22 protein-coding genes (1 of these 22 only partly in view) are annotated in these 25,721 nt (G+C 30.2%); 8 read left to right on the top strand and 14 right to left on the bottom strand.

Going from position 1 to position 25,721, the window contains the following annotated elements:
• The 3 genes in view from Lupro_RS12105 to Lupro_RS12095 are tightly spaced (at most 7 nt apart) and all read right to left on the bottom strand, a layout consistent with a single transcriptional unit that may run on beyond the window.
• A protein-coding gene (locus tag Lupro_RS12105) for a glycerophosphodiester phosphodiesterase family protein (RefSeq protein WP_068210752.1) crosses the window boundary here: on the bottom strand, positions 1-620 show its 5' portion. It extends 553 nt beyond the left edge of the window; only the first 620 of its 1,173 coding nucleotides appear in the window; the start codon lies at positions 618-620; its stop codon lies beyond the left edge, outside the window.
• On the bottom strand, positions 607-1,968 hold the full coding sequence (glpT, locus tag Lupro_RS12100) for a glycerol-3-phosphate transporter (RefSeq protein ID WP_068210749.1): 1,362 nt from the start codon (positions 1,966-1,968) through the stop codon (positions 607-609). Before glpT ends, Lupro_RS12105 begins: the two co-directional genes overlap by 14 nt.
• 7 nt (positions 1,969-1,975) lie before the next feature.
• Entirely contained in the window at positions 1,976-3,541 is a 1,566-nt protein-coding gene (locus tag Lupro_RS12095) for a glycerol-3-phosphate dehydrogenase/oxidase (protein ID WP_227807446.1), read from the bottom strand.
• A 228-nt stretch (positions 3,542-3,769) separates the two neighbouring features.
• Between Lupro_RS12095 and thrS the strand changes: the two genes are divergently transcribed.
• The 4 genes from thrS to rplT all read left to right on the top strand — a co-directional run bounded on the left by thrS (position 3,770) and on the right by rplT (position 7,060).
• Positions 3,770-5,710 carry a threonine--tRNA ligase gene (gene thrS, locus Lupro_RS12090; protein WP_068210746.1) on the top strand — a complete coding sequence of 647 codons (1,941 nt, stop codon included), beginning with the start codon at positions 3,770-3,772 and terminating at the stop codon, positions 5,708-5,710.
• A gap of 66 nt (positions 5,711-5,776) precedes the next feature.
• Positions 5,777-6,292 carry a translation initiation factor IF-3 gene (gene infC, locus Lupro_RS12085; protein WP_257721012.1) on the top strand — a complete coding sequence of 172 codons (516 nt, stop codon included), beginning with the start codon at positions 5,777-5,779 and terminating at the stop codon, positions 6,290-6,292.
• Positions 6,293-6,422: 130 nt separating this feature from the next.
• On the top strand, positions 6,423-6,620 hold the full coding sequence (rpmI, locus tag Lupro_RS12080) for a 50S ribosomal protein L35 (RefSeq protein WP_068210741.1): 198 nt from the start codon (positions 6,423-6,425) through the stop codon (positions 6,618-6,620).
• 95 nt (positions 6,621-6,715) lie between these two features.
• Positions 6,716-7,060 (top strand): 50S ribosomal protein L20, encoded by a 345-nt coding sequence (rplT, locus tag Lupro_RS12075; RefSeq protein ID WP_068210738.1) that lies wholly within the window; start codon positions 6,716-6,718, stop codon positions 7,058-7,060.
• 74 nt (positions 7,061-7,134) lie between these two features.
• On the opposite strand, the gene prfA is transcribed toward rplT, so the two are convergent.
• Positions 7,135-8,211 (bottom strand): peptide chain release factor 1, encoded by a 1,077-nt coding sequence (gene prfA / locus Lupro_RS12070; RefSeq protein ID WP_068210737.1) that lies wholly within the window; start codon positions 8,209-8,211, stop codon positions 7,135-7,137.
• A 210-nt stretch (positions 8,212-8,421) separates the two neighbouring features.
• Between prfA and Lupro_RS12065 the strand changes: the two genes are divergently transcribed.
• The 3 genes from Lupro_RS12065 to Lupro_RS12055 are packed head-to-tail and all read left to right on the top strand — an operon-like array spanning position 8,422 to position 11,941.
• Positions 8,422-9,156, top strand: coding sequence for a DUF2490 domain-containing protein (locus Lupro_RS12065; RefSeq protein WP_068210734.1), 735 nt, complete (start codon positions 8,422-8,424; stop codon positions 9,154-9,156).
• A gap of 21 nt (positions 9,157-9,177) precedes the next feature.
• Complete coding sequence (locus Lupro_RS12060; protein WP_068210731.1) at positions 9,178-10,266, top strand: hypothetical protein; 1,089 nt, start codon at positions 9,178-9,180, stop codon at positions 10,264-10,266.
• Entirely contained in the window at positions 10,238-11,941 is a 1,704-nt protein-coding gene (locus Lupro_RS12055; protein ID WP_068210728.1) for an ABC transporter transmembrane domain-containing protein, read from the top strand. Before Lupro_RS12060 ends, Lupro_RS12055 begins: the two co-directional genes overlap by 29 nt.
• Here Lupro_RS12055 and Lupro_RS12050 read toward each other — a convergent pair.
• From Lupro_RS12050 to Lupro_RS12005, 10 genes are all read right to left on the bottom strand, one after another.
• Complete coding sequence (locus Lupro_RS12050) at positions 11,938-13,116, bottom strand: AIR synthase related protein (protein WP_068210725.1); 1,179 nt, start codon at positions 13,114-13,116, stop codon at positions 11,938-11,940. The genes Lupro_RS12055 and Lupro_RS12050 overlap by 4 nt on opposite strands.
• Positions 13,117-13,337: 221 nt before the next feature.
• Positions 13,338-14,846, bottom strand: coding sequence for a carboxypeptidase regulatory-like domain-containing protein (locus tag Lupro_RS12045; protein ID WP_068210722.1), 1,509 nt, complete (start codon positions 14,844-14,846; stop codon positions 13,338-13,340).
• Between the two features lie 14 nt (positions 14,847-14,860).
• Positions 14,861-16,252 (bottom strand): CsgG/HfaB family protein, encoded by a 1,392-nt coding sequence (locus Lupro_RS12040; RefSeq protein WP_068210717.1) that lies wholly within the window; start codon positions 16,250-16,252, stop codon positions 14,861-14,863.
• A gap of 21 nt (positions 16,253-16,273) precedes the next feature.
• Complete coding sequence (locus Lupro_RS12035; protein WP_068210714.1) at positions 16,274-16,684, bottom strand: curli production assembly/transport component CsgF; 411 nt, start codon at positions 16,682-16,684, stop codon at positions 16,274-16,276.
• A 23-nt stretch (positions 16,685-16,707) separates the two neighbouring features.
• Positions 16,708-17,427 (bottom strand): CsgE family curli-type amyloid fiber assembly protein, encoded by a 720-nt coding sequence (locus Lupro_RS12030; protein WP_068210711.1) that lies wholly within the window; start codon positions 17,425-17,427, stop codon positions 16,708-16,710.
• 14 nt (positions 17,428-17,441) lie between these two features.
• Positions 17,442-17,900 (bottom strand): hypothetical protein, encoded by a 459-nt coding sequence (locus Lupro_RS12025; protein WP_068210708.1) that lies wholly within the window; start codon positions 17,898-17,900, stop codon positions 17,442-17,444.
• 84 nt (positions 17,901-17,984) lie between these two features.
• Positions 17,985-19,400 (bottom strand): hypothetical protein, encoded by a 1,416-nt coding sequence (locus tag Lupro_RS12020; protein ID WP_068210705.1) that lies wholly within the window; start codon positions 19,398-19,400, stop codon positions 17,985-17,987.
• A gap of 546 nt (positions 19,401-19,946) precedes the next feature.
• Positions 19,947-21,266 (bottom strand): hypothetical protein, encoded by a 1,320-nt coding sequence (locus Lupro_RS12015; protein ID WP_068210701.1) that lies wholly within the window; start codon positions 21,264-21,266, stop codon positions 19,947-19,949.
• 552 nt (positions 21,267-21,818) lie between these two features.
• The gene (locus Lupro_RS12010) at positions 21,819-24,005 is read right to left on the bottom strand and encodes a glutamine synthetase III family protein (RefSeq protein ID WP_068210698.1); all 2,187 of its coding nucleotides are present in this window, start codon (positions 24,003-24,005) and stop codon (positions 21,819-21,821) included.
• Between the two features lie 181 nt (positions 24,006-24,186).
• Positions 24,187-25,122, bottom strand: a complete 936-nt coding sequence (locus Lupro_RS12005) for a calcium/sodium antiporter (protein ID WP_068210697.1) — start codon at positions 25,120-25,122, stop codon at positions 24,187-24,189.
• A 238-nt stretch (positions 25,123-25,360) separates the two neighbouring features.
• On the opposite strand from Lupro_RS12005, the gene Lupro_RS12000 reads away from it, so the two are divergent.
• Positions 25,361-25,720, top strand: coding sequence for a BlaI/MecI/CopY family transcriptional regulator (locus tag Lupro_RS12000; protein ID WP_068210695.1), 360 nt, complete (start codon positions 25,361-25,363; stop codon positions 25,718-25,720).
• Position 25,721 lies beyond the last annotated feature (1 nt).

Genomic DNA, 25,721 nt, shown 5'->3' with positions numbered 1-25,721 from the left:
TATATTCCCGGCCTATTACCATTATCATTAGGGTCTTTTTCATATAAATAATTACCTGTCCATACATTTCTGACTATTTCTTTAACTGGAACTCCTTTATTTTTTTTTATTCTATACCCTTCTGCAATCATTAAAACATCTTTAAAGGTTAGTATTTTAAGACCTTTATAACTGTTTTTAGCTCTATCAGGATTATTTTGATTAAACTTACTTCCAGCATCTAAACTTCTTAATTCTTTTAAAGTAAACTTTCTAATTTCAGCATTCATCCTTTTGGGAAATACTTCCGAAACATTTGTTGTTCTTTTTAAATTATTATCATGAAAAGCTACTAAGATGCTATCCTTCGTTAATTGAACATCTAACTCTAAATAATCTGCCCCAATATTCCGCGCCCATAAAAAAGCTGGTTCTGTTTCTTCTGGCGCCCAGTATGTACTACCTCTATGAGCGATTACAATATTTTTATTTAAATAATCTCGAACTTTTTTTGCCTGTGTACTAATTTCTGTAATAGTATTCACTTCTTTTTTTTGTATTTCTTTTTTTGATTCATAATTACAACTTGTAAATATTAATGTGAAAATTAACAGCAATCTTATTTTTTTACATATTTTCATTTTTCATTTTTTTTAAGTTGTGATTTTTATTTTCTATTGTCCAAGTAAAACCTATAAATATTATGGAAAGTATGCAGGCTGCAATAAGTAGCCAAAAACTACTTCCCCAACCATAATTATCTATTAAATATCCCATTGCAATATTCGCTGTTAAAGCACCTCCTAAGTACCCAAACAACCCCGTAAATCCTGCGGCTGTTCCTGCTGCATTTTTAGGTACTAAATCTAAAGCTTGAACTCCTATTAACATAACTGGCCCGTAAATTAAGAAACCTATGGCTACAAGTGCAATATTATCAATTAACGGGTTTTCAGGCGGATTTTTCCAATATATTACTACTGAAATTAAAACCAATACCATATAAATTATACTTACCGGAGCCCGTTTACCCTTAAACCATTTATCACTAACAATACCAGCTATAATAGTCCCTGGAATTCCTGCCCATTCATATAAAAAATATGCCCATCCTGACTCTTCTAATGAGAAACTTTTAACTTCTTTTAAATATGTAGGAGCCCAGTCTAGCACACCATACCTAACTAAATAAACAAATACATTTGCAATAGCTATAAACCATAAAAGTCTATTTTTAAAAATATATTTTGCAAAAATTTCTTTTGCAGAAATTGATATATTTTGATTTACACCCTCAATAACTTCAGGGTAATCATTTTTGTGCTCTTCAATTGATGGTAAGCCTACAACTCCTGGCCTATCTCTAAGTGTTACATAAATAATTCCCGCTATAAAAACGGCAATTATACCCGGTAAATAAAATTTTGCGTGCCAATCGTTAAATAGTGCTACACCTAAGATAGCTAATGGACCTATTAATCCGCCTCCAATATTGTGTGCTGTATTCCAAAAAGACATTTTAGTACCTCTTTCCCTAATAGAAAACCACTGTACCATAATTCTTCCACTTGGAGGCCACCCCATTCCTTGAAACCAACCATTAAATAGTAGTAATATAAACATGATAGTTACTGAAGAAGTTGCAAAAGGGAAAACTCCCATGGTTATCATAATAAATCCAGACATTAATAAGCCTATTGGCATAAATTTTCGAGCATCACTTCTATCAGATACATTACCCATTAAAAATTTACTCAAACCATATGCAATTGCAACGCCTGATAAGGCAAATCCTAATTCTAATTTTGAAAACCCTTGCTCTACTAAATCTGGCATAGCCAAAGCAAAGTTTTTACGAACTAAATAGTAGCCTGCATACCCCACAAAAATACCAAAAAATACCCGCAAACGCATTTTTTTATACTTTTCATCAATCTTTTCTTTAGGTATTATTTTTTTATCAGGTGATTGTCTCAAAAGTTTAATCATACGGTTTTTATTTTATGAAATAGCTATTTGCCAACGCTGTATATTTTTCTATTTGTGTATTTTCCCACTCTTTGTTTTTGCCCAATTCATTGGCCATAATTTTAGCAACTATTGGGGACATTCTAATACTTTCTTTAGCATCTAAAAACAAAGCTCTTGTTCTTCTTGCTAAAACATCTTCAACCGTTCTAGCCATTTCATTTTTACAAGCCCAAACAACTTGTGCTTTTTTTATTTGTAAAATTTCACTTACCCATTCATCTAACGTTGGGTTCGATAAAATTAATTCTTTAATATAAATTATATCTGAACCATAAAAGTAAAGTAAATCTTTAAAATCTGTCTTCTCTTTATATCCATACAAATGTAAAGAAGATGTTATCGAGTTTTTTTTTGGTAATTTTTTAATAAATTCCATTTTATTAATAACGTCTTGCCCCATTTGACGGTATGTTGTCCATTTACCTCCAATTATAGTAATTAAATCTGATTGAGATTTATAAATTTTATGACCTCTAGAAATTTCTTTTGTTTTCTTTCCTTTCTTTTTTGGGATAGCCAAAGGCCTAAGACCCGCAAAAACACTTTTTATATCTTTTCGCGTTGGATTCTTAGTTAAATATCTTCCAGCTGTTTCTAAAATAAAATTAATTTCTTCATCTGTAGCTTTAGGCTCAATTACCGAAACTTCTTTTAATACATCTGTTGTTCCTAAAATAACTTTATTATGCCAAGGCACAGCAAATAAAACTCTTCCATCTTTTGTTTTGGGTATCATTAAACCATAATTATTTGGTAAAAATTCTTTATTCAGAATTAAGTGTACACCTTGACTAGGTTTTACAATATCTTTAGCTTTTGGGTTGTCTTTTTGTAAAATTTCATCAACAAAAATACCTGTTGCGTTAATTACTGTTTTTGCTTTGATTTTATACTCAATTTTTGTTTCAAAATCTTGAGCTTTAACGCCACTAATAATACCTTTTTCTTTCAAAAACCCACAAACTTTCACATAGTTTATAGCTGTACCTCCCTTTTGAATTATTGTTTGAGCCATATTCAATCCCAACCTTGAATCGTCAAACTGTCCATCATGATACAATACACTTCCTCTTAAATTCTTTTTGATTAACGTTGGGATTTTAGCCAATGTTTTTGCCTTTGATTGTGGTTTTGACTTTCCAAAAGTTAGTTTTCCAGCTAACAAATCGTATAAAATTAACCCAATAGTATAAAATGGTATTCCCCACCAAGTGTACGAAGGAATTAAAAAGGCAAGATTAGACACTAAGTGTGGCGCATTTTTTTGCAGTAATCCTCTTTCTTTTAAAGATTCAAGCACTAAAGAAATATTCCCTTGAGCTAAATATCGAACTCCTCCATGAACCAATTTCGTACTTCTACTTGAAGTACCCTTTGTAAAATCATATTGTTCTAAAAGCAATGTTTTATATCCTCTTGTAACAGCTTCAATTGCTATTCCTAAACCCGAAGCGCCTCCACCAATAACAATAACATCCCAAATTACCTCTCGTTTGTCAATTTTTTCTACTAAATTTTCTCTATTTATCACTACGTTTTTAACTGTTAATATTTTACATTTTTTGTTTTTTTACTTTACATAAAGCTTTTCAAATGTAGTGTGATTTTGAGATATAAAAAATATTATAGTTTTTTTAGTGAAAAAGTTTCTTGAGTATTCTTAAATTAAAATGATTTTATAAATATAAGACTTCAAATACTTAGTAACATATTGCGCATTTAATAGTTTTCTAATATCTTTGCAAATCAATAAAAAAATATGATTAAAATAACGTTACCTGACGGAACAATTAAAGAGTATAAAAAAGGAAGCACTCCAATGGATGTGGCTAAAAGCATTAGTGAAGGATTTGCTAGAAATGTAATTTCAGCCAAGTTTAATGATAAAACCGTTGAAACCTCTACACCTCTTAATGAAGATGGAAGTTTGGTGCTATATACATTTAATGATGTTGAGGGTAAAAAAACTTTTTGGCATTCTTCTGCACATGTACTCGCCCAAGCTATTACATCACTTTATCCAAACGTTAAATTAACCATAGGTCCTGCAATTGAAAATGGCTTTTATTACGATGTTGATTTAGGCGAAAATGTAATTTCAGATAAAGACTTTAAAACTATTGAACAAAAAATGCTTGAATTTGCTCGTGGCAAACATGAGTTTAAAATGCGTGAAGTTTCAAAAGAAGATGCATTGAACCTTTATAAAAGTCAAAACAATCAATATAAAGTTGAATTAATTGAAAACTTAACTGATGGTGAAATTACTTTCTGTGATCATTCAGACTTTACAGATTTATGTCGTGGTGGGCATATACCTAACACCGGCATTATTAAAGCTGTAAAAATAATGAGTGTTGCAGGAGCATATTGGCGAGGCGATGAAAAAAATAATCAATTAACACGTGTTTACGGCATCTCTTTTCCAAAACAAAAAATGCTTACAGAATATTTAGCCTTATTAGAAGAAGCTAAAAAACGAGATCACCGAAAACTTGGAAAAGAATTGGAATTATTTACCTTTTCTGCAAAAGTTGGTCAAGGGCTACCTCTTTGGCTTCCAAAAGGGGCTGCATTAAGAGAGCGATTAGAGAATTTCCTAAAAAAAGCACAAAAAAAAGCTGGATATGAGATGGTGATTACACCTCATATTGGACAAAAAGAGCTGTATGTAACTTCAGGTCACTATGCAAAATATGGAGAAGATAGTTTTCAGCCAATACATACCCCTAAAGAAGGTGAAGAGTTTTTATTAAAACCTATGAACTGTCCACATCATTGTGAAATTTACAATCACAAGCCATATTCATACAAAGAATTACCGAAGCGTTTTGCTGAATTTGGTACGGTTTATAGATATGAACAAAGTGGTGAATTACACGGATTAACACGAGTAAGAGGATTTACGCAAGATGATGCACATATATTTTGTACTCCTGAACAATTAAATGAAGAATTCAAATCTGTTATTGATTTGGTGTTGTATGTATTCAAATCACTCAGTTTTGAAAATTTTACTACACAAGTTTCTCTTAGAGACAAAGAAAATAGTGATAAATACATAGGTAGTGACGAGAATTGGCAAAAGGCAGAAAATGCCATTTTAAATGCTGTAAAAGAAAAAGGCCTAGATTATATTGTTGAATATGGAGAGGCAGCTTTTTACGGTCCTAAATTAGATTTTATGGTAAAAGATGCTTTAGGTAGAAGTTGGCAGTTAGGAACAATTCAAGTTGATTACAATTTACCTGAAAGGTTTGATTTAACTTATAAAGGTGCAGACAATAAATTGCACAGACCTGTAATGATTCACAGAGCACCATTTGGTTCTATGGAACGATTTATAGCTGTATTATTAGAACATACAGCGGGGAAATTTCCGCTTTGGCTAACTCCAGAACAGGTTATTATTTTACCAATTAGCGATAAATATCAAAAATATGCCGAAAAAGTTTTACATTTGTTAGAAAATTCCGAAATTCGCGCCCTTATAGATGATAGAAATGAGAAAACTGGCAGAAAAATTAGAGATGCTGAATTGAATAAGATACCATTTATGTTAATTATTGGTGAAAAGGAAGAAGAAAATGGTACAGTTTCTGTAAGAAAGCAAAGTGAAGGAGACAAAGGAACAATTACAACAAACGAATTTATTTCGTTATTAAATAAAGAAATTAATAGTACATTAGAGCAATTTTAGTTTAATTTAAATTTTAGAGCCATAGCAATTAAAAGAAGATCAGGGGGAAGAAGACCTTGGAGAGTAATCAAAGAAGATCAACATAGAATTAATGAGAAAATTACATATGTTGATGAAGTACGGTTAGTAGGTGATAACGTAGAAGTTGGTGTGTATTCAATTTCTAAAGCTAAATCACTTGCTAGAGAACAAGAACTAGATTTGGTTGAGATATCTCCCAAAGCAAAGCCGCCTGTTTGTAAAATAATAGACTATAAAAAATTTCTTTATGAACAAAAAAAGAGAGAGAAAGCTCAAAAATCTAAGGCTAGTAAAGTAGTTGTTAAAGAAATTAGGTTTGGTCCAAATACTGATGAGCATGATTTTGAATTTAAAAAGAAACATGCTATTAAATTTTTACAAGATGGTGCTAAATTAAAAGCATTTGTGTTTTTTAAAGGTAGATCTATTATTTACAAAGATCAAGGACATATATTACTTTTAAGATTAGCAACTGAACTTGAAGAATATGGAAAAGTAGAGCAAATGCCTAAATTAGAAGGTAAACGTATGATTATGTATTTAGCTCCTAAAAAGAAATAATACTTCGAATACACTTAGTAACCCAATTAAAGGCTTACTTTTGCACCCGAAGAAAAAATATAAAAAATGCGAAAACTGAAATAACATTTAGCATTTAAAAATAATAAGCAAGATAAAAAGTAGAAGAAAGATGCCTAAAATGAAAACAAAATCTAGTGCTAAAAAGCGTTTTAAGCTTACAGGTTCTGGAAAAATTAAAAGAAAGCATGCTTTTAAAAGTCATATTTTGACTAAAAAAAGCAAAAAACGTAAATTAAGGTTAACACATGATGGTTTGGTACACAAATCAGATAGAGCTAACATTTTACAACAGTTAACTTTAAAATAATAAAGTTACAGGGAATTTAATTATTAACCTTGGAGTAGAGCTAATGCAAGTTCAAACATATTATTTGACGCCTACTACAAAAAACAAATGAAATTATGCCAAGATCAGTAAATTCAGTTGCTTCAAGAGCTAAAAGAAAAAAGATATTGAAGCAAGCAAAGGGTTACTTTGGACGTAGAAAAAACGTTTATACAGTAGCAAAAAATGCGGTTGAAAAAGGAATGTTATATTCTTATAGAGATCGAAAAAATAAAAAGAGAACTTTTCGTGCTTTATGGATTCTACGTATTAACGCTGGAGTTCGTCAGTATGGAATGTCTTACTCACAGTTTATGGGAAAAGTTAAAGCTAATAATATTGAATTGAATCGTAAGGTTCTTGCAGATTTAGCTATGAATAACCCAGAAGCTTTTAAGGCAATTGTAGATACCGTAAAATAAAATTTTAATTTCTTGCTTATATATAAAAAATCCCGAACGTTTGTTCGGGATTTTTTAGTTTAAAAATGTTTATTTTACAAAACTTCACCAAGTTCTTTTAATTTAGCTGTATTTTCAGCCAGTTTTAATTCATCAATAATTTTATGAATATCACCATTAATTACGTTTGATAAATCATAGAGGGTTAATCCTATTCTATGTTCCGTAACACGGCCTTGAGGATAATTATAGGTTCTAATTTTTGCAGAACGATCACCACTAGCAACAAGTGAATTTCGCTTTGCTGAATCTGCTGCTAATTTTTTCTCTAATTCTTGTTCATATAAACGAGAACGTAAAACTTTCATTGCTTTATCCTTGTTTTTATGCTGCGATTTTTGATCTTGGCATTGAGCAACTAACCCTGAAGGTATGTGTGTTAACCTAACTGCAGAATAGGTTGTATTAACAGATTGCCCACCAGGTCCTGAAGAACAAAAATAATCTACTCTAATATCACTTGGTTTTAATTCTACGTCAAATTCTTCTGCTTCTGGCAATACCATAACGGTTGCTGCTGAAGTATGCACACGGCCTTGTGTTTCAGTTTGAGGAACACGCTGTACACGATGTACTCCTGATTCAAATTTCATGTCTCCATAAACATCGGTACCTGTTACGCTAAAAATAATTTCTTTAAATCCGCCTGAAGTTCCTTCACTCAAATCTTCTATTTCCGTTTTCCAACCTTTGTCTGAACAATATTTTGTATACATTCTATACAAATCTCCAGCAAAAATACTCGCTTCATCACCTCCTGTGCCTGCCCTAATTTCAACAATCACATTTTTAGAGTCTTCAGGGTCTTTTGGTATTAACATAAATTTAATTTGATCTTCTAATTTTGGTAAACGACTAGTTGCCTCCTCTAACTCCATTTTGGCCATTTCAGTCATTTCTTCATCAGTCCCATCTGCAATAATTTCTTTGGCTTCTTCAATATTATTCAACAAGGAAATATACTCATCTCCTACTTTCATTACCGCACTTAAATCTTTATACTCCTTATTAATTTTTATATATCTCTTTTGATCTGAAATAATATCGGGTTGAATTATTAAATCCGAAACTTCATCAAATCGTTGCTTTATAATTCTTAATTTATCTAACATTTATTTTTTTAATTGGATTGCAAATTTACAATATTTTCTTATAACTTTCTTATTAAGAATTACACCTCCTCTTAAACAACTGGTAATCAACCATAAAAATATTCAATTGATTTTATTTATATTTTTTAAAATTTTTATGGTAGGGTTTTTTAATAGTTAATTGTTTAACAGTTGTATAATCCTTTAATTCAAATCAATAACAACCAAAAAATGAATAAATCACCCCTAAAAACTATTAGAACCCTTTTAATAATTGTAATTATCTCTTCTAGTTTTACTTCAAATTCTTACTCTCAAGACCTTACAAATAATTTAAAACTATGGTCAGGAATAAGTGTAACCTACAAAGTAAATGAAAAGTTAAAAATCAAATTAAGTGAACTTTTAGCATACAACGCTTCACCTAGTAATTACAGTTTTTCACAAACAAAAATAGCACTATCTTATAAATTAAAGAGAAGAACCTATATAGGTGGTGGTTATGTGAAAGGGCTTTTTAACGATTCAAATTCATTAAGAAGACAAGGAGCTACTGACAGTTGGTTTAACAAATTAACAGTAGACAGAATTTATGGTAATTTTTCCTACAAACACAATATTGTAAAACGTCTAACATTGAAACATAAAATTGAATTTCAATATTTCTATACAGATTTAGATAAATATAAAACAAGAACAATCTATTCAGCTAGAATAGGATATAATGTGAGAAAATCTAGCCTTTCACCATATATTGAAGGACAGTTTTTTAATTATAGTGGAGGTGTAATCTCCTCTGGAATTAAAAGGTCTCGGCTTAAAACCGGCCTAAGTTTCAAGCCTATTTCAGCTTCTAGAATGAGAGTTTCTCTCTACTATATTTCACAAAATGAATTTAACACCGAAGAACTTTCTGATAATGATTATTCAGTGTTAGGATTAAGCCTCTCTTTTAAAATTAATTAACTTCTAAGTATCTCAATAATTATGAAACTACATAAAATTAATTCAAATAAAATTAAAAAAACTATTATTTGTAAAAACGTAACTAGTTCTATTATAAATAAGGAGATTAAAAAAACTTATATGCCTAAAGCAGGTGATGTGGCTATTTTTAAAGTAAAAGAAATAGGAAAGCACACTCGAATTCAATCTACAACAGGTAACAATAAGTATATTTTGCCTGGAGATTTAATTATGGCAGCTTTTGGAAATAGATATGCCACTGAGCAAATGGAAGGTTTTATACCCAATTGTTATCATAATACATATCATATTTTAGGACAAGGAGGAGCTATAGGAATATTAAAAAATATGCATGCTAAATTTGAATTGGTTGGGCCTACTTCACTAAGTTTAGTTGGCTACATTGTTAATGAAAATGGTAGTGTAATTAATACTAAATACTTAAATAACGCAACTACAACTTACAAGTCTATTCCATTAAATAAACATCACAAAGTTATATTATCATTAGGCACAAGTATGGATAGCGGTAAAACCTCTTCCGCCGCATTTTTAGCTAGAGGTTTAAAACTAGCGCGTAAAAAAATTGCATTTATCAAATTAACAGGAACTGTTTACACCAAAGATAAAAACATGGTTAGAGATTACGGTGCAAATATTTCTTTAGATTTTTCTTATTTTGGATTTCCTTCCACCTATATGTGCTCTACAGAGGAAATTATAAGTTTATACAAACATTTAATTGAACAAGTAAGGCCTCACAATCCTGAATATATTATTGTTGAAATTGCAGACGGATTATTACAAAGAGAAACTCATGCGCTAATTAATAATAAAGAGTTTATGAGTAAAATATCAGGTGCTTTATTTTCATCACTAGATAGTATGAGTGCTATTGCTGGAGCAAATATGCTTACAGAGTTAGGTTGTAACATAATAGGAGTAACAGGTCTTTTCACTGTAAGCCCTTTATTAATAAATGAAGTAAAAGAAAAATCTAATTATACTGTTTTAACCAAAGAAAATTTGACATCGAGAGAAATAATTAATACATTAGAACAAAACGTAAAATATTTAAAGTTTGAAAACAAAATGGCAGTTAATAGCTGAATTTATAAAAAGTAATAAATCCCTTGTAATTATAGCATTTACAAGTGGTTTATGCTATAATATTATACTATTATTAATTCCTATTAGTCTAGGGCGTTTTTATGAATTTAACTTTGGGTTCTCGTCAAAACGTTTAAAATTATTAGAATCAATGCCATTTATAAATACTGAAAGTTTTAATAATTTTTTATTATTCTTTATTGGTCTTGTTTTAATTCGTTTTGTTTTTGAATTTGTTAATAGGTATGTAATTTCTATTATTGGAGAACGTTTTACTAAAAGTCTTAGAGAGCAACTTTTTGAACATCAACTTCATATAGATACGCCTATCTACGATCAAAAAGGAATTGGAAAATATTTACTAAGATATAGTGGCGATTTAAAAAGTATCCAAAACTATATAACTAATGGTTTATTTAAGTTTACACAAGACCTTATTTTAATAATAATTCTTGTTGTAACAATTTCTTATATCAATTTCTATTTTGGTTTAATTGTTGCAATTTCTATAGGTATTTCTATACTCATGTTGTTTTTCATAAATAACATTCTTTACAATATATCTGTAAGCCGAAGAAATCAACGATCAGCAATGTTAACTTTTGTAAATACCCGATTACGAGCAATACAGTCTATAAAAGCATTTAATAAATACACTCCTGAAAAAAATAAATATATTAAACGTTCAGAAAACATATACACTATTGGTAAAAAATATCAACAAACCATAAGCGCAATTCAATCCATTATTCCAGCAATAACATACTTAATGTTAGCTTTATTAATGTGGTATGTATATTATTTGAAAACCAATGAAGGTGCTATTTTTAATGGGTCTTCTTTATTAATTTTAATTTTATTAATTATATCATTTCTTCCTATTTTAAGACGTACGCTAAGAGTTAGCATTACTTGGAAGTTAGGAAATATTTCATTTGAAAAACTACTAAACATATTTTCATTAGACGCCGAAAATAGCATCTCTTTTAAAAAAATAAACCTTGCTGAAAAAAAAATATGTTTTAAAAATGTTTCTTTTAGCTACCCAAATTCAAATAATCAGGTTTTTGATAAGCTAGATATTACATTATACCCTAAAAAACTTACACTTATAATAGGTGAATCAGGAACTGGTAAAAATACATTTATTAAACTATTGCTAAAAATTTATAAACCTACAAAAGGGGTAATAAATTACGGAGAATATACTTCTAATGAATTATCGGAAAAAACTATCCGTAAAAATATAACTGTGATTTCTGATGAATTTTCCTTATATGGAAGAACAGTTTATGAAGCTATTTCGTATAATAAATCAAAAGAAAGGAAAATTAAGGTTCGTGAAATTTTAGAAAATATACAGCAATTTGAAACTAACAATAACAAACTAGAGTTACAAGATTCAATAGGTGATTTAGGAAGCAAACTTACAAGTGGGCAAAAAAAGTTATTAATGTATTGTAGAGCTCTTTTAACCAACAAACCAATACTTATTATTGACCGCCCTTTTGAAGGTTTAAATCTTAAAACTGCAAGTCATTTACAAACAATTTTAAACACTTTAAAACTAGAAAAAACAATTATTATTTTAGATAATGATATTCCTAAAGAGCTGAAAATTGATTACACCTACACAATAATAAATAATACTTTAATTAAAGGTTATACTCGTTAATATTTAAATGTACCAAACTCACTTTTTATAGTTAGTTTTTTAGTTTCTGAAGCTGCTACCCTTCCAATAATTTGTGCATCAACATTGAAATTTTTTGAAATACTAATAATGTCATTTGCAATTTCAGAAGGTACATATAATTCCATTCTATGCCCACAATTAAACACTTGATACATTTCTTCCCAATCGGTTTTACTTTGCTCTTGAATTAATTTAAACAAAGGTGGTATGGCAAACATATTATCTTTAATAATATGTAAATTATCTATAAAATGAAGTATTTTTGTTTGTGCTCCTCCACTACAATGCACCATTCCGTGAATTTCTTTTGCTGTAAACTTTTTAAGAATTTCTTTAATAATTGGCGCATACGTTCTTGTTGGTGACAATACTAATTTACCTGCGTTTATAGGTAAATTTTCAACTTTATCCATTAGTTTTACATTTCCTGAATACACTAAATCTTCTGGCACAGCAGCATCAAAACTTTCTGGGTATTTATCTACCAAATATTTATGAAACACGTCATGACGTGCAGATGTTAATCCGTTGGAGCCCATACCTCCGTTATATTCATTTTCGTAAGTTGCCTGTCCGAAAGAAGCCAAACCTACAATAACATCACCTACTTCAATATTAGCGTTATCAATAACATCTACTCTTTTCATTCGAGCAGTTACTGTAGAATCTACAATAATAGTTCTTACCAAATCTCCTACATCGGCAGTTTCACCACCTGTTGAATGAATTTCTACTCCAAACTTTTTTAAATCTTGTAATAATTCTTCGGTACCATTTATAATTTCAGAAATTACTTCACCCGGTATTAAATTTTTATTACGACCAATTGTAGATGACAGCATAATATTAGTAGTAGCTCCAACACAAATTAAATCATCAATATTCATAATTAAAGCATCTTGGGCTATACCTTTCCAAACCGAAATATCTCCTGTCTCTTTCCAGTACACATAAGCTAAAGATGATTTTGTTCCTGCTCCATCGGCATGCATTATCAAACAATAATCTTTATCATTAGTTAAATAGTCTGGTACAATTTTACAAAATGCCTTCGAAAATAATCCTTTATCCACATTTTTAATTGCATTATGTACATCTTCTTTAGAAGCTGAAACACCTCTTAAACTATACCTCTTACTTATTTCTGAACTCATTTCAAACTTTGGTTATGTTCTTTATGCAAAAGTAGATTTTCTTTTTCATATAGTGAAACATAAAAAGGAAGCTGTCTAAAAAGTGTTATTTACGCCAACCTGAACTTGATTCAGGTTCCCATAATAATTGATAATCAACTTGATGGGATTCTGAAATAAATTCAGAATGACGAATTTATTATCTTTCAGACAGTCTATTTTCTTATATTGTAAACATTTTATTATTCCCAATCTGGCATAAAAGCATTTGTAAAAAGTTGCGTTCTATTACTTCCGTCACTAATATCCATTCTAAAAATATTTTTAACTGAAATACCATCATTTGAAGTATTCACAAAAATAACCTGAGCCTCATCTGGAGATATTCTTGGATCTAAATCATTGGTTCCTGAAACAATATTAGAGGCTGATATATCTGTAGCAACCGAAGTAGCAAAATCATAAACAAAAATATGTGTTTCTAATTGTCTGTTATTTGCATTTTCATATCCTGAAACATCGTAGGTATACACTAACAAATTATTATCTATAGATAAATTTAAACCACCAGCTGCTCCTGTTACTCCAGAAAGTACTGTTGTTACTATACTTCCATTCATATCAATTGTATAAATAGAAACTTCATATCCTACAATATTGTTTGTTTTAAGGGCAATTATACTTTCATCATTGCTCCAATCAATTTCTGTAATGTAACTTCCGTCAAAAGTTTGATATATTTGTTCCAAACCACTACCATCTTTATTAATTACATATAGCTTATCAAAATGAGAATACAATAGCCTATCTCCGTTAGATGACCAAGAGTAATCAATCTCATTCATATCAACTCCTGCAATAGGTACTGCTGAAGTAACTTGAAATACATTTGAACCATTTTGATTCATTGTAAATAAGTGTGTTTCATTATCTGATGTTCTTAAAAAGGCAATTAAATTGGAAGCTTGATTTTTTCTAGGTCTCCAACTATTTACATCTTCGGTTGTTAATTGAACCACATTTTCTACTGATGTTTCAGCCTCATTATATCCAGCTGAAAATATTATATTGTTATTATTTCCTGCCTTTTGCACATAAAAATACCTGTTTTGAGGATCGGCTTTTGTTGTAAAAGAACTAATAGTACTTAATACTTCTGCATTAATACTGTCATTGGCTGCAATTTGCCAAAAATATTTTACACCATACTTTAAATCTGATATTACATACGTTGTATCAATAATATCTTCAATTTTCACAATATTATTATCAAAATCGTTTTGTAATTCTAATCTGTAGGTAATTGTATCTTCATCTGGGTCTGTTGAAGACCAAGCCAATTCAATTGAAAGCTCTTGATTTTCACTACCATCAATTGGGGTAATAAGTTCTGGCGTAGATGGTGGTCTATTCAATGCTGTATCATCATCCATTTCAAAAATAACATTTACTTCTAAATCTGTGGTAACTGTAGCAGGCTGGAAATTAGTTAAATAACTTTCTTTCGTTGCACTTACAGAATAATCTCCTGCTTCTACATCCTCCATCCTAAAATAACCGTCAGCATCTGAAAATACGGTATTATTAGATGGGCTTAAAGATACTTTTGCATTCTCAATAGGATTAAAACTACTTGACTCTACAACCCTACCAGTAATTGTTCCTACACCAACTAAATCAACGGTATCTTCACTACAATTTATGAATAAACCTAGTGTTAGTATAATTATAATATTAAATACTTTTTTCATTTTTATTTTTTTTATTATTCAAAAATTACTGACTTTACCTTTTTGTATGGTTTTCCTAAATAGAAATTTAAACCAACACCTATTCTCCAATAATAATCATCTCTTTTACCCTGAACAAAACCATCTAGTTCATCACTAAGTAAAAGGTTTTGCTCTCCAAAAATTTTAATCCCAAAATTGTTTACCGGTAAATATTCTACTCCTACTCCATACTGAAACTTTACAAATAAATTTGAAAAATTTACATCTGAAATTGTACCAATACCCCCGTAAACAAAAGGAGATACATTGTCGTATGGTAAAAGATTATATTCTAAATTTACATCAAATGAAACAAAATCATCTTTAAAAGCTTGTTCATTTTCTAACTGAAAATAACCTGCACCAATATTTAAATTTAATGAAGGTTTATTTAAGTAAAATTTATAAGCTAAATTAGCTCCTAAATGAGATTTTGAATTTGAATAATCTCCTGCTATTTGATTGGAAGTAGTTGATAAACTCACAGCTTCTTTACCTCTTCTATCTTCTAATTTTCTATCTAACAGTACTGTTGAAGCTGCCGCTTCTTTTTCTTTTAAATATTTTTCTTTAATTAAATTAACTATGGGTTCTCCTCCTTTTGGAGTCCATAAACCATCAATAATTCCTTCTATAATTAATGTTTCAACTGCCTTATCTATTGCCTCTTTAACCGCCAATTGTGCTGGTTCATTTTTAGTAACTCCTGTTTCGGCTTCCAACAACCTTCTTAAATTAACATACCTAAATAAGTTAGCAGATATGCCTTGTGATAATATTGTTTTGGAAACATATACATTTTTTAAAATTCTTCCACTAGAGGTAGAAACAGCTCTTAAATAAATTGTTATTCTATCTTCTCTATATTGAGTAGATCCTCCTGCACCAAAGTATCTTGCTCCTGATCCACCTGTTATTATATTTGTATCATAAGAGATTACACCTCCTTCAAGTATAATCCCTGCAAATAACAATGGAGGAATTGATGTTATTTGCTTATCCTTACTATTTTTGGCATATTCTTTTCGAGTGGCGCGAATTATTTGGCGTTCATTTAATAAATTCCCTATATTTTCACGTTCAATTGGGTTAAACCATTTAGACTCTTCTAATGATTTTAACAAAATAGAAGTTCCTCCTTGAGTTACAGCCGTACTAAAAGTAGATCCATTTTCAACCTGTTTGTATTGCCCTGTTTGATCTCTAAACTTATAAACCCCAACTACGGTTTCTTTTACGGGTAATATTCCTGTTAAAATACTTTCACTTGAAGTATTTTCACCAATTCTAGCTTTGCCTGTATCAAATGGTTGATTAAAAAATGCGCCACAACTTGTAAGTGATAACAGTATTAAAAAAATAGCACCTTGGTATATCTTTCTCATAAATACGGGGATTTCTAAATATTAATTAGGTATTGTAATTTGTGTTTGTTCTCCTGTGGAGGTATCTAAAATATTTATCAATAATCCTCCTGATGTTGGTGAAACATCAACCACTAAACTACCAAAAACAAAAGTTCCAACTGTTAATGTTTGATCTCCAAATTGTTGTTGAAATAAATCTTGTGAAATAGAATTTAATAACTGCCTGTTTAAACTTTCAGTAAAATTTTCCAAATCTGTTGGCTGACTGAAATTAAAACCATTATCCTCCTCAAAATCATTTTGAGCATTTGCCGCAGCTAATAATTGCTGATAATTAAAGGTATCTCCTCCAAAAAAAGGATTTATTGGCTTGTAAACCAAATTTTGTGAAAATAAAAAACAAGGGACTAAAAAAATAATAACTGTGAAAATTTTTTGAAGCTTTTTCATATTCTAAATGTATTAAAAAATAATTATATTCTTCTATCTTTATATAATAATTTTCGTTGTTTATCAAATGTTTTTAAGCGTTGTAATGCAGATTTTACATACCCTTTAAGGTATTCCTCATCAGGCTTTGAGTAAAATTCAATAATTTTTGTATCGTCTACTTGTAATGTTATTATACTACTTCTCCCAAAAGAAGGCCTTTCTTTAATTGTGATAATAAAAGGGTATTGGTTTCCTGAAACTAAATAAGCTTGGTAAAAGTAATCTAGAAAATCTTTTCCTAATTTTGTAATTGCATTGTCTATAACAATACCTTTAATTTCAAAGTCATCCTCTTCTATTACTTTTTTATCGCCACTTTCAGCGGCAACAATTACAACAGAATCTTTTGAAATAAGATTTCCAGATTTTCTGATATAAAAATATACTTTACATTCCTCTTTTTCCTGTATGTTAATTTTTAATGTAGTTAAAACTTTTTGCTCATTTGATTCTAAAGAAAAAACACCAGATTGTGTGTTTTTAGAGAAATTACCTCCTTCTCCTTTTTTTAACGAAAATAACAAATAAGAATACTCATCTTTAAACGTCTCATCATTATTTTGAGCAATGGCTTTAATATCAATTAAGTTATCTGCAACTTTTGATACTATTTTTGCCGTAATAACTTCTTGAGAAGTACAATAGAAGGTAGTACTAATAAATAAAAGAAATAGGACTAATTTGTTGTGGGAAGATTTCAAAACATCGATACATTTTAATAATTACGGATAATTATCGTTTTAGCATTAGACTTTTGTACAATTTTTAAATTTTTTATAATTGAATTCTCTCCATAAATTTGAAGAAAATTAGCATTTCCTAGTTGCGTAATATCAAAATTAGAAGGCGTGTTGTTGTAATAATTGATAAAGGTGTAGTTATTTTGGTTCCCAATTTGATTTACCAATTGAGAATCTGTTACATCAGCTTTAATATCTATTTGATTGTAATTTCCTATTTGGTTTAACTTTATAGAACTATTTTGAGCAGATAATTCCGCTTCACTATATATTTTATTCTCTAAAATTAATGAAGGATTGTTGTTTAGTTGTATTTGAGTAAGTATGTAATTTCGCTCATTCAAATTTGAAGACACTTCTTGAGCAACACTTTTTGAATAACAAAAACTTATTATTATGTAAAAAACAACTGTTATGTAGCTATACTTTTTCATCTCATCTCAAATTTAATAAAAAAGGGGGAATTATCCCCCTTTTTTGTTATTTATTTTATTTTAAAAATTATAAAATAATAGTATCTAAAATGGAGTACCTGTTGTTCCTACTTGGGTTACACAAGATAAATTTCCATTTCCCATTTGATTCACATTACTGGTATTACTAGCCGTAATAGCATTTTGATCTACAAATGATTGATTATTATCGCCAATCTGAGAAACAATACTCATATTACTAAAACCTCCAATAGCATTTTGATCTACACATGAATAATTATCATAACCATCTTGAAATACATCACTATCGTTCCAACTACCAATACCTTCAGCATTTTGATTTACAGCAGAATAATTCCCTGCTCCACTTTGCATAACATTTGATTCATTAGAAGCGCCACTTGAAGCATATTGGCCAACACCAGATGTATTTCCTCCTCCGAATTGATAAACAGAACTTGTATTAGAAGATCTTCTAACTGCATATTGGTCTACCACAGACATATTGTGACTACCTTCTTGCCAAACATCACTATTATTTCTCCCTGCTATAGCAACTTGATTTACTTTTGAAACATTATCGTGACCATAAAGAAACCAATTCTGAACAACACTACTAACATTACTACCAAACCTCCTAGCATATTGGTTTACAAACGAACTATTATTTTCACCTGTTTGCCATACAAAAGAATCATTATATGCTCCTCTTCCTGTAGCATCTTGATAAACACATGATAAATTCCAAGCACCCCATTGGTCTACATACGAGTTGTTCCAAGAAGAACCACCTGCATCAGACATTTGATCTTCACTAGAAGTATTTTGAAAACCTTCTTGAATAGCTACAGCATTATTATCACTACCTCTCTGCATTTGTTTTGCTTGGTTTTCTGTACCAAATTGCCAAATATAAGCAGTACTACCATTTGCACCATTTGCACCTGAACTTTGATCTTGTTCAGCGTAATTTGCTATACCTTCTTGATCTACATGCGCCATATTATTATCATAACGTTGTTTTTGGAATGAAGTGTTTTCTTCTCCGTATTGATGAGCAAAAGCATCATTATACTCAGCCCAACCTACACCAACATCTTGTTTTGCATAATTTTTAAAACCTTCTTGGTAAACTTCACCATAATTGTAGTTACCTTCTTGTTTAATATCTGAATGGTTTTTAACACCATATTGATCCACATAAGCTTCGTTTCCAACACCTCCATACATATTCATTTGCCCATCTTGTTTAACAGTAGAAAAGTTACCGTCACCATATTGGTCAACTATTGCTGTGTTGCCTACACCATCTTGGTCTACTAAACTTGTGTTAATATCAGCACCACGTGGTCCTGAAACAAGTTGATCTATTGAACAATCTAAACAATCTACTTGCGGTATAGAGCAATCGTCACAATCGACACGATTACCATTAGTTTGACCGAACGTCATACTCGCAGCAAATAAGAAAGCTGCACCTAATAAAATTTGTTTTTTCATAATAATAAAATTTAAACATTAGTAATTAATTAGTTTTTATTATAAATTTATAGGGGAAATAAACTTCATCTATGCGTATACACTAGCATACAAAAACTTAAAAAGTTTTATAAACTTACAATGTTGGGGAAAAAATTGAGGTTTAAACTGTGGGGTAATTAATTGCAATTTTTATAAAATTATAAACCATTCGTTTATTATTTCACAGGTCTAAATTAGCTTTTATTTCTTGTGTATAAAAATTTCACTTCTAAAAATATGCAAATTGTACGTTTTCTTTAACAAACAGTAATTTATGCAACAAATATTACACAAGTTATACAAACCAGCGTAAAAAAGCTGTGCAAATACTTGTTTTAAAGCGTTTTAACAAAATGTATGTTGTAATATATTAATAAGTGTTAAGTGATTTTACAAGAACAAATACACCTTCAATTTTATAAAATATGAGTCTAAAATAAAAAAGGAGAGGCTTTCACCCCTCCTTATCATTACTAATATTTAAATATTATTATTTTTAATACTATTTAAATACGTTTGTTACTACTAAAATGATGTGCCAGTTATACCAACTTGAGTTACACAAGAAAGGTTTGCATTACCTACTTGATTCACATCACTGGTATTACTAGCAGAAATTGCATCTTGATCTACAAATGAACGATTACCAGTACCCCATTGATAAACATTGCTTATATTGAAACCATCTATTGCATTTTGATCTACACATGAATAATTATTGTAACCCTCTTGATATACATGACTTTCATTCCAGCTATTACCATCTGCATATTGAGTAACACCTGACATATTTTCAGTTCCAAATTGAGTAACACCACTTAAATTAGCCCCATAAAGTGCTTCTTGATCTACAACAGACTCGTTTAAATCACCATTTGCTTGCCAAACAATGCTATAATTTTCTCCATCTTCTGCAACTTGATTTACTTCTGAAACATTCATGTTTCCACCGAACAGAAACCCTTGTCCAACCAAACTGAAATTGACACCTCCATCTGCAAATTGATTTACATTCGAATCATTAGATTCTCCCCATTGCCCTACACCAGAAAAATTGTAACCAGAACCCGTAGCTTCTTGATATACACATGATAAATTCCAAGCGCCATATTGATATGTCCAAGAGTCATTTGAAGACAAACCTCCTGCATCAGATACTTGGTTTTCGTTTGAAGTATTAAATCTTCCCATTTGGAAAGAAAAAGCAAAATTATAACTACCTCTTTGGGTTTGTTTTGCTTCATTTTTTTTACCAAACTGGTGTATCCAAGCTGTACTACCCCAAACAATATTTGCTTCTGAGCTTTGATCTTGTTCTGCATAGTTTTCTTTTCCTCTTTGTACAACACCTGCTTCATTGTTATCATAACGTTGTTTTTGGAAAGAAGTGTTTCCTTTTCCTCTTTGGTTTGCCAAAGCAAAGTTATACTCAGCCCAACCTACACCAACGTCTTGTTTTGCATAATTTTTAAAACCTTTTTGATTTACTATACCATAATTGTAGTTACCTTCTTGTTTAATATCTGAATGGTTTTTAACCCCATATTGATTCACATAAGCTTCGTTTCCAACACCACCATACATATTCATTTGCCCATCTTGTTTAATAGTTGAATAGTTTCCATCTCCATATTGGTCAACTATTGCTACGTTATCTACACCATCTTGGTCTACCAAGTTTGTGTTAATCACAGCACCACGTGGCCCTGATTCAATTTGTTCAAATGAACAATCCAAACATTCTAATTGAGGTATTGTACAATCTGTACAATTATTTCTATTACCTTGAGCGAATGTCATACTTGCAGCAACTAAAAATGCTACACTAATTACTAATTTTTTCATAATACTAATTTTAAGTTAAACTAAATTTCATTTTTTGTAAACATATAGAGGAATTGAACTATATTTAAGACGTAATAAACAACCTAAACTAATTCTATAAGTTTACTAGTGGGGTGAAACTAAATAATTGAGGTTTAAACGTGGAGTTTTTTAATCTTGGGGATTCTGAAACTATAAATATGAATACTATATATTTATAATTTCTCCCACTAAATTAATTATCATTTTAGTATTTTCAAAGGATAAGTAACTGTTTTTACGTAATTTAAAATTATTCTATACAGATACTTTTGTTACATAATCTACTGTTTTAATAGGGTAATAACATGTATCAAGTAATAATTGGATCATTTTAATAAACAAATGGAAATAATCTCTTTCAAAATCATTCTATTGTAAGCTTTATATTTTAATATTTCACAAGCTCTTATTTATAAAATGATAACTCTGTTTATGTTATAAATTGTATTTTTTTGATTAAAAACAAGTATGTTACCATCAAAAAAAAACTGCAAAAGAGCAGTTTTTTTTTGGAAATAGAAAAGTTGTTGTTTATCTCGAAAACAATAACTCTCTATATTTTGTTAATGGCCATAATGAATCATCCACCATCAATTCTAATTTATCACAATGATATCTTATTTCGTCGAAATATGGTTTCACCTTAAAACAATATGCCTCAGCTTTTACTTCTACATCATCAATTTTATTCGCTTTTTTACGAACATTTATCATTTTATCAATTTTAGTATGGATAGCTTCAATATGCCCAGAAATTTGTTTAATTAATTGTATTTGTTCTCCTGCATGTTTTTCAAAGTCATTTCCAAAAATATCTTTTAAACCTGTTACATTTTTAATTAACAAGTTTTGATAACGAATTGCTGTTGGTACCACATGATTGCCTGCAATATCACCTAAAACACGTGCTTCAATTTGAATGCGCATCACATACTCTTCCATTTCAATCTCATACCTAGCTGTTGTTTCTATCTTACTCATCACATTCATTTCTTCAAATAATGCAATTGATTTTGCAGAAATTTTTGCTTTAAGTGCTTCAGGTGTTGTTTTATTATTACTTAATCCTCTTTTTTTAGCCTCTATTTCCCATGCTGAACCATACCCATTGCCTTCAAACAATATTTTTTTAGAAGCTTTTATATATTCTCTCAACACATTAAAAATTGCTTCATCTTTCTTTAAATCTTTTGCCTCAATTAATGCATCAACCTCAATTTTAAATTCTTTTAACTGTTTCGCAACTATGGTATTTAAAACTTTCATTGGCTTTGCACAATTTGCAGTAGAACCCACAGCTCTAAATTCAAATTTATTACCTGTAAATGCAAAAGGAGACGTTCTATTTCTATCTGTATTATCTAATAAAACATCTGGTATTTTTCCAACAACATTTAATTTTAAATCCGTTTTTTCTTGAGGCGAAAGCTTGCCGTTGGTTACACCTTCTAATTCAGACAATACTTTGGTTAATTGCGCTCCAATAAATACTGAAATTATTGCAGGTGGTGCTTCATTTGCTCCTAATCTATGATCGTTACTTGCCGATGCAATAACAGCTCTTAATAATTCTTCATTATCATTAACAGCCTTAATGGTATTTATAAAAAATGTAAGGAATTGAAGATTACTCATAGGTGTTTTTCCTGGGCTGAGTAAATTAACTCCCGTATTGGTAGATAACGACCAGTTATTGTGTTTTCCTGAACCATTTATTCCTGCGAAAGGTTTTTCATGCAGTAACACCTTAAGATGATGACGAGAGGCTACTTTCCCCATTAAATCCATTAACAATGAGTTATGGTCAACAGCTAAATTTGATTCTTCGTAAATAGGAGCTAATTCAAATTGATTTGGAGCGACTTCATTATGACGCGTTTTTACAGGAATCCCTAACAACATGCATTCTGTTTCTAAATCGCGCATAAAATTTAAAGCTCTACTTGGTATTGAGCCAAAATAGTGATCGTCTAATTGTTGTCCTTTGGCAGGAGAATGCCCTAACAAAGTTCTACCTGTTAATGTAATATCAGGTCTACTATCTGCCAACGCTTTGTCTATTAAAAAATATTCTTGTTCCCATCCAAGTGACGAAGTCACTTTTTTTACATTTTTATCAAAATATTTACAAACTGCAGTAGCTGCATTATCAACAGCTTGAAGTGCTCTTAGCAAAGGTGTTTTATGATCTAAAGCTTCACCTGTATAGGCAACAAATATTGTTGGAATACTTAAAGTAGTACCATAAATAAATGCTGGTGATGTTGGATCCCAAGCAGTATAACCACGAGCTTCAAAGGTATTTCTTATCCCTCCATTTGGAAAACTTGACGCATCTGGTTCTTGTTGTACCAATTGACTACCTCCAAATTTTTCAATTGCCATTCCTCCTCCAATGGTCTCAAAAAAGGCATCATGTTTTTCGGCTGTTGCACCTGTTAACGGTTGAAACCAATGCGTATAGTGTGTAACACCTTTTGACAAGGCCCATTCTTTCATTGCTGAAGAAACTTGATCTGCAATTTTACGGTCAATTTTTGTACCGTGATCTATTGCATTCATAACACCATTAAAGGCATCTTTAGTTAAATATTGGCGCATAGTACTTTCGTTAAATACGTTTTCACCAAATAAATCTGATCTTCTTGTAGCTTCAATAACTTTAACAGGTTTTCTGTTTAAAGTAACAGCCAATGCTTGAAATCTAATTTTAGACATTTTAAGTAATTTATAATTAATACACTATTTAAACAGTGCAAAGCTAACTTAAAATTAGATTAAAAAAAAATTACCCCATAAAATTAAGGGTCTATATCCTAAAATTTACATATTTTACTAATTACACCCCTATTAATTTAAATAAATTTTATTTATTAGCTTAAAATTAAAAATATTTAAATTAAAAAAACATTTTATACATAAACAAAAGGTATAAAAGAAGTAAAATTACCCCTTCTTTCCACGTTAATTTCATTTTAACAGGTGCAAAAACTAGTGGGAGTATTAAAAATGAAATTCCTAACATCCAAAATATATCACTAGATAACAGCCCTTGATCTGTTATTGTAATTGGTGTTATTATAGATGTTATTCCTAAAACTGCCAAAATATTAAAAACATTAGAACCTATTAAATTTCCTAATGATATGGCTTTTTCTTTCTTCAATACAGCTATTACTGAGGCAGCTAACTCTGGGATACTCGTTCCTATTGAAACAATTGTAATACCAATAACACGCTCACTAATATTAAAATGTTTAGCCATACCAACAGCACCGTTTATTAACAGTTCTGAACCACCCCAAAGTGCTACGCCACCAACAACTAAAAATAATACATCTTTATAAAGTGGCAATTCTTCATCGTCTTCAGGCAATTCATCAACAACTGCTGTTTTTTGAAATTTTAATAAATACACTAAGAATATAATTAAAAAGGAAAATAAGATGATTCCTTCATAGCGTTGTAAAACCCCATCAAATGCAATAAAACCGTATAATAATACCGATGAAATTATCATTACAGGCCAATCTGTAATATAAAAACTCTTTTTAACACTTATTGTGGAAATTAAAATAGTGATAGCTAGTACCAATCCTAAATTTGCAATGTTTGAACCTATTACATTTCCAAAAGCAATATCTGCATGACCTTCCAGTGCCGATTTTACACTTACAATTAGTTCTGGTGCTGAAGTTGCAAAAGAAACAACCGTCATTCCAATTACAATTTTAGGGATTTCCAATCGTAATGAAAATCCAACCGCAGCCTTTAACAGCCAATGTCCTCCAAAAATTAATGATACTAAACCAAGTACAATAAGTAATAAATTCATGAAAAATATTTTTGCAAATATAGTAGAATTAATAACGTATTTACTTGCTAATTACAATTTAGCAAACTTAAACTATTGTTAAATAACTACTTTTATAGTTGTATAACTATTTTTTTAGTTTATATTCGTAATGCGTTAGGGATTGAAGCGACATCCTTTTTATTTATCAAAATAAAAAGATACAGCGAAAAGCCCGACGTGAGTAGAACGAAACGGAACGCCCAAAAATAAAATAACAATGGATAAACTTACCAACAAAGAAGAAGAAATAATGCAGGTTTTATGGAAACTTAAAAAAGCTTTTGTTAAAGATGTTGTGGCTGAGCTACCAAAACCTAAACCACACTACAATACCGTATCAACAGTAATTAGAAAGATGGAAGATAAAGGTTATGTAAAACATGAAACTTTTGGGAATACGCATAGGTACTACCCTACTGTTTCAAAAGAAAATTACCGTAAAAATTATTTTTTAGATGCTACTCAAAATTATTTTGAAAATTCGTATAAAAGTGTTGTTTCCTTTTTTGCACAAGAAGAAAAAATTAGTGCTGATGAATTGCGTGAAATAATTAAACTAATTGAAAATAAAAAATAAC

Origin of the sequence: Lutibacter profundi, from assembly GCF_001543325.1 — a bacterium.
Classification (GTDB): domain Bacteria; phylum Bacteroidota; class Bacteroidia; order Flavobacteriales; family Flavobacteriaceae; genus Lutibacter; species Lutibacter profundi.
The sequence above is the reverse complement of the archived record's forward strand: the minus strand, read 5'-3'. Positions and strand labels throughout refer to the sequence as shown.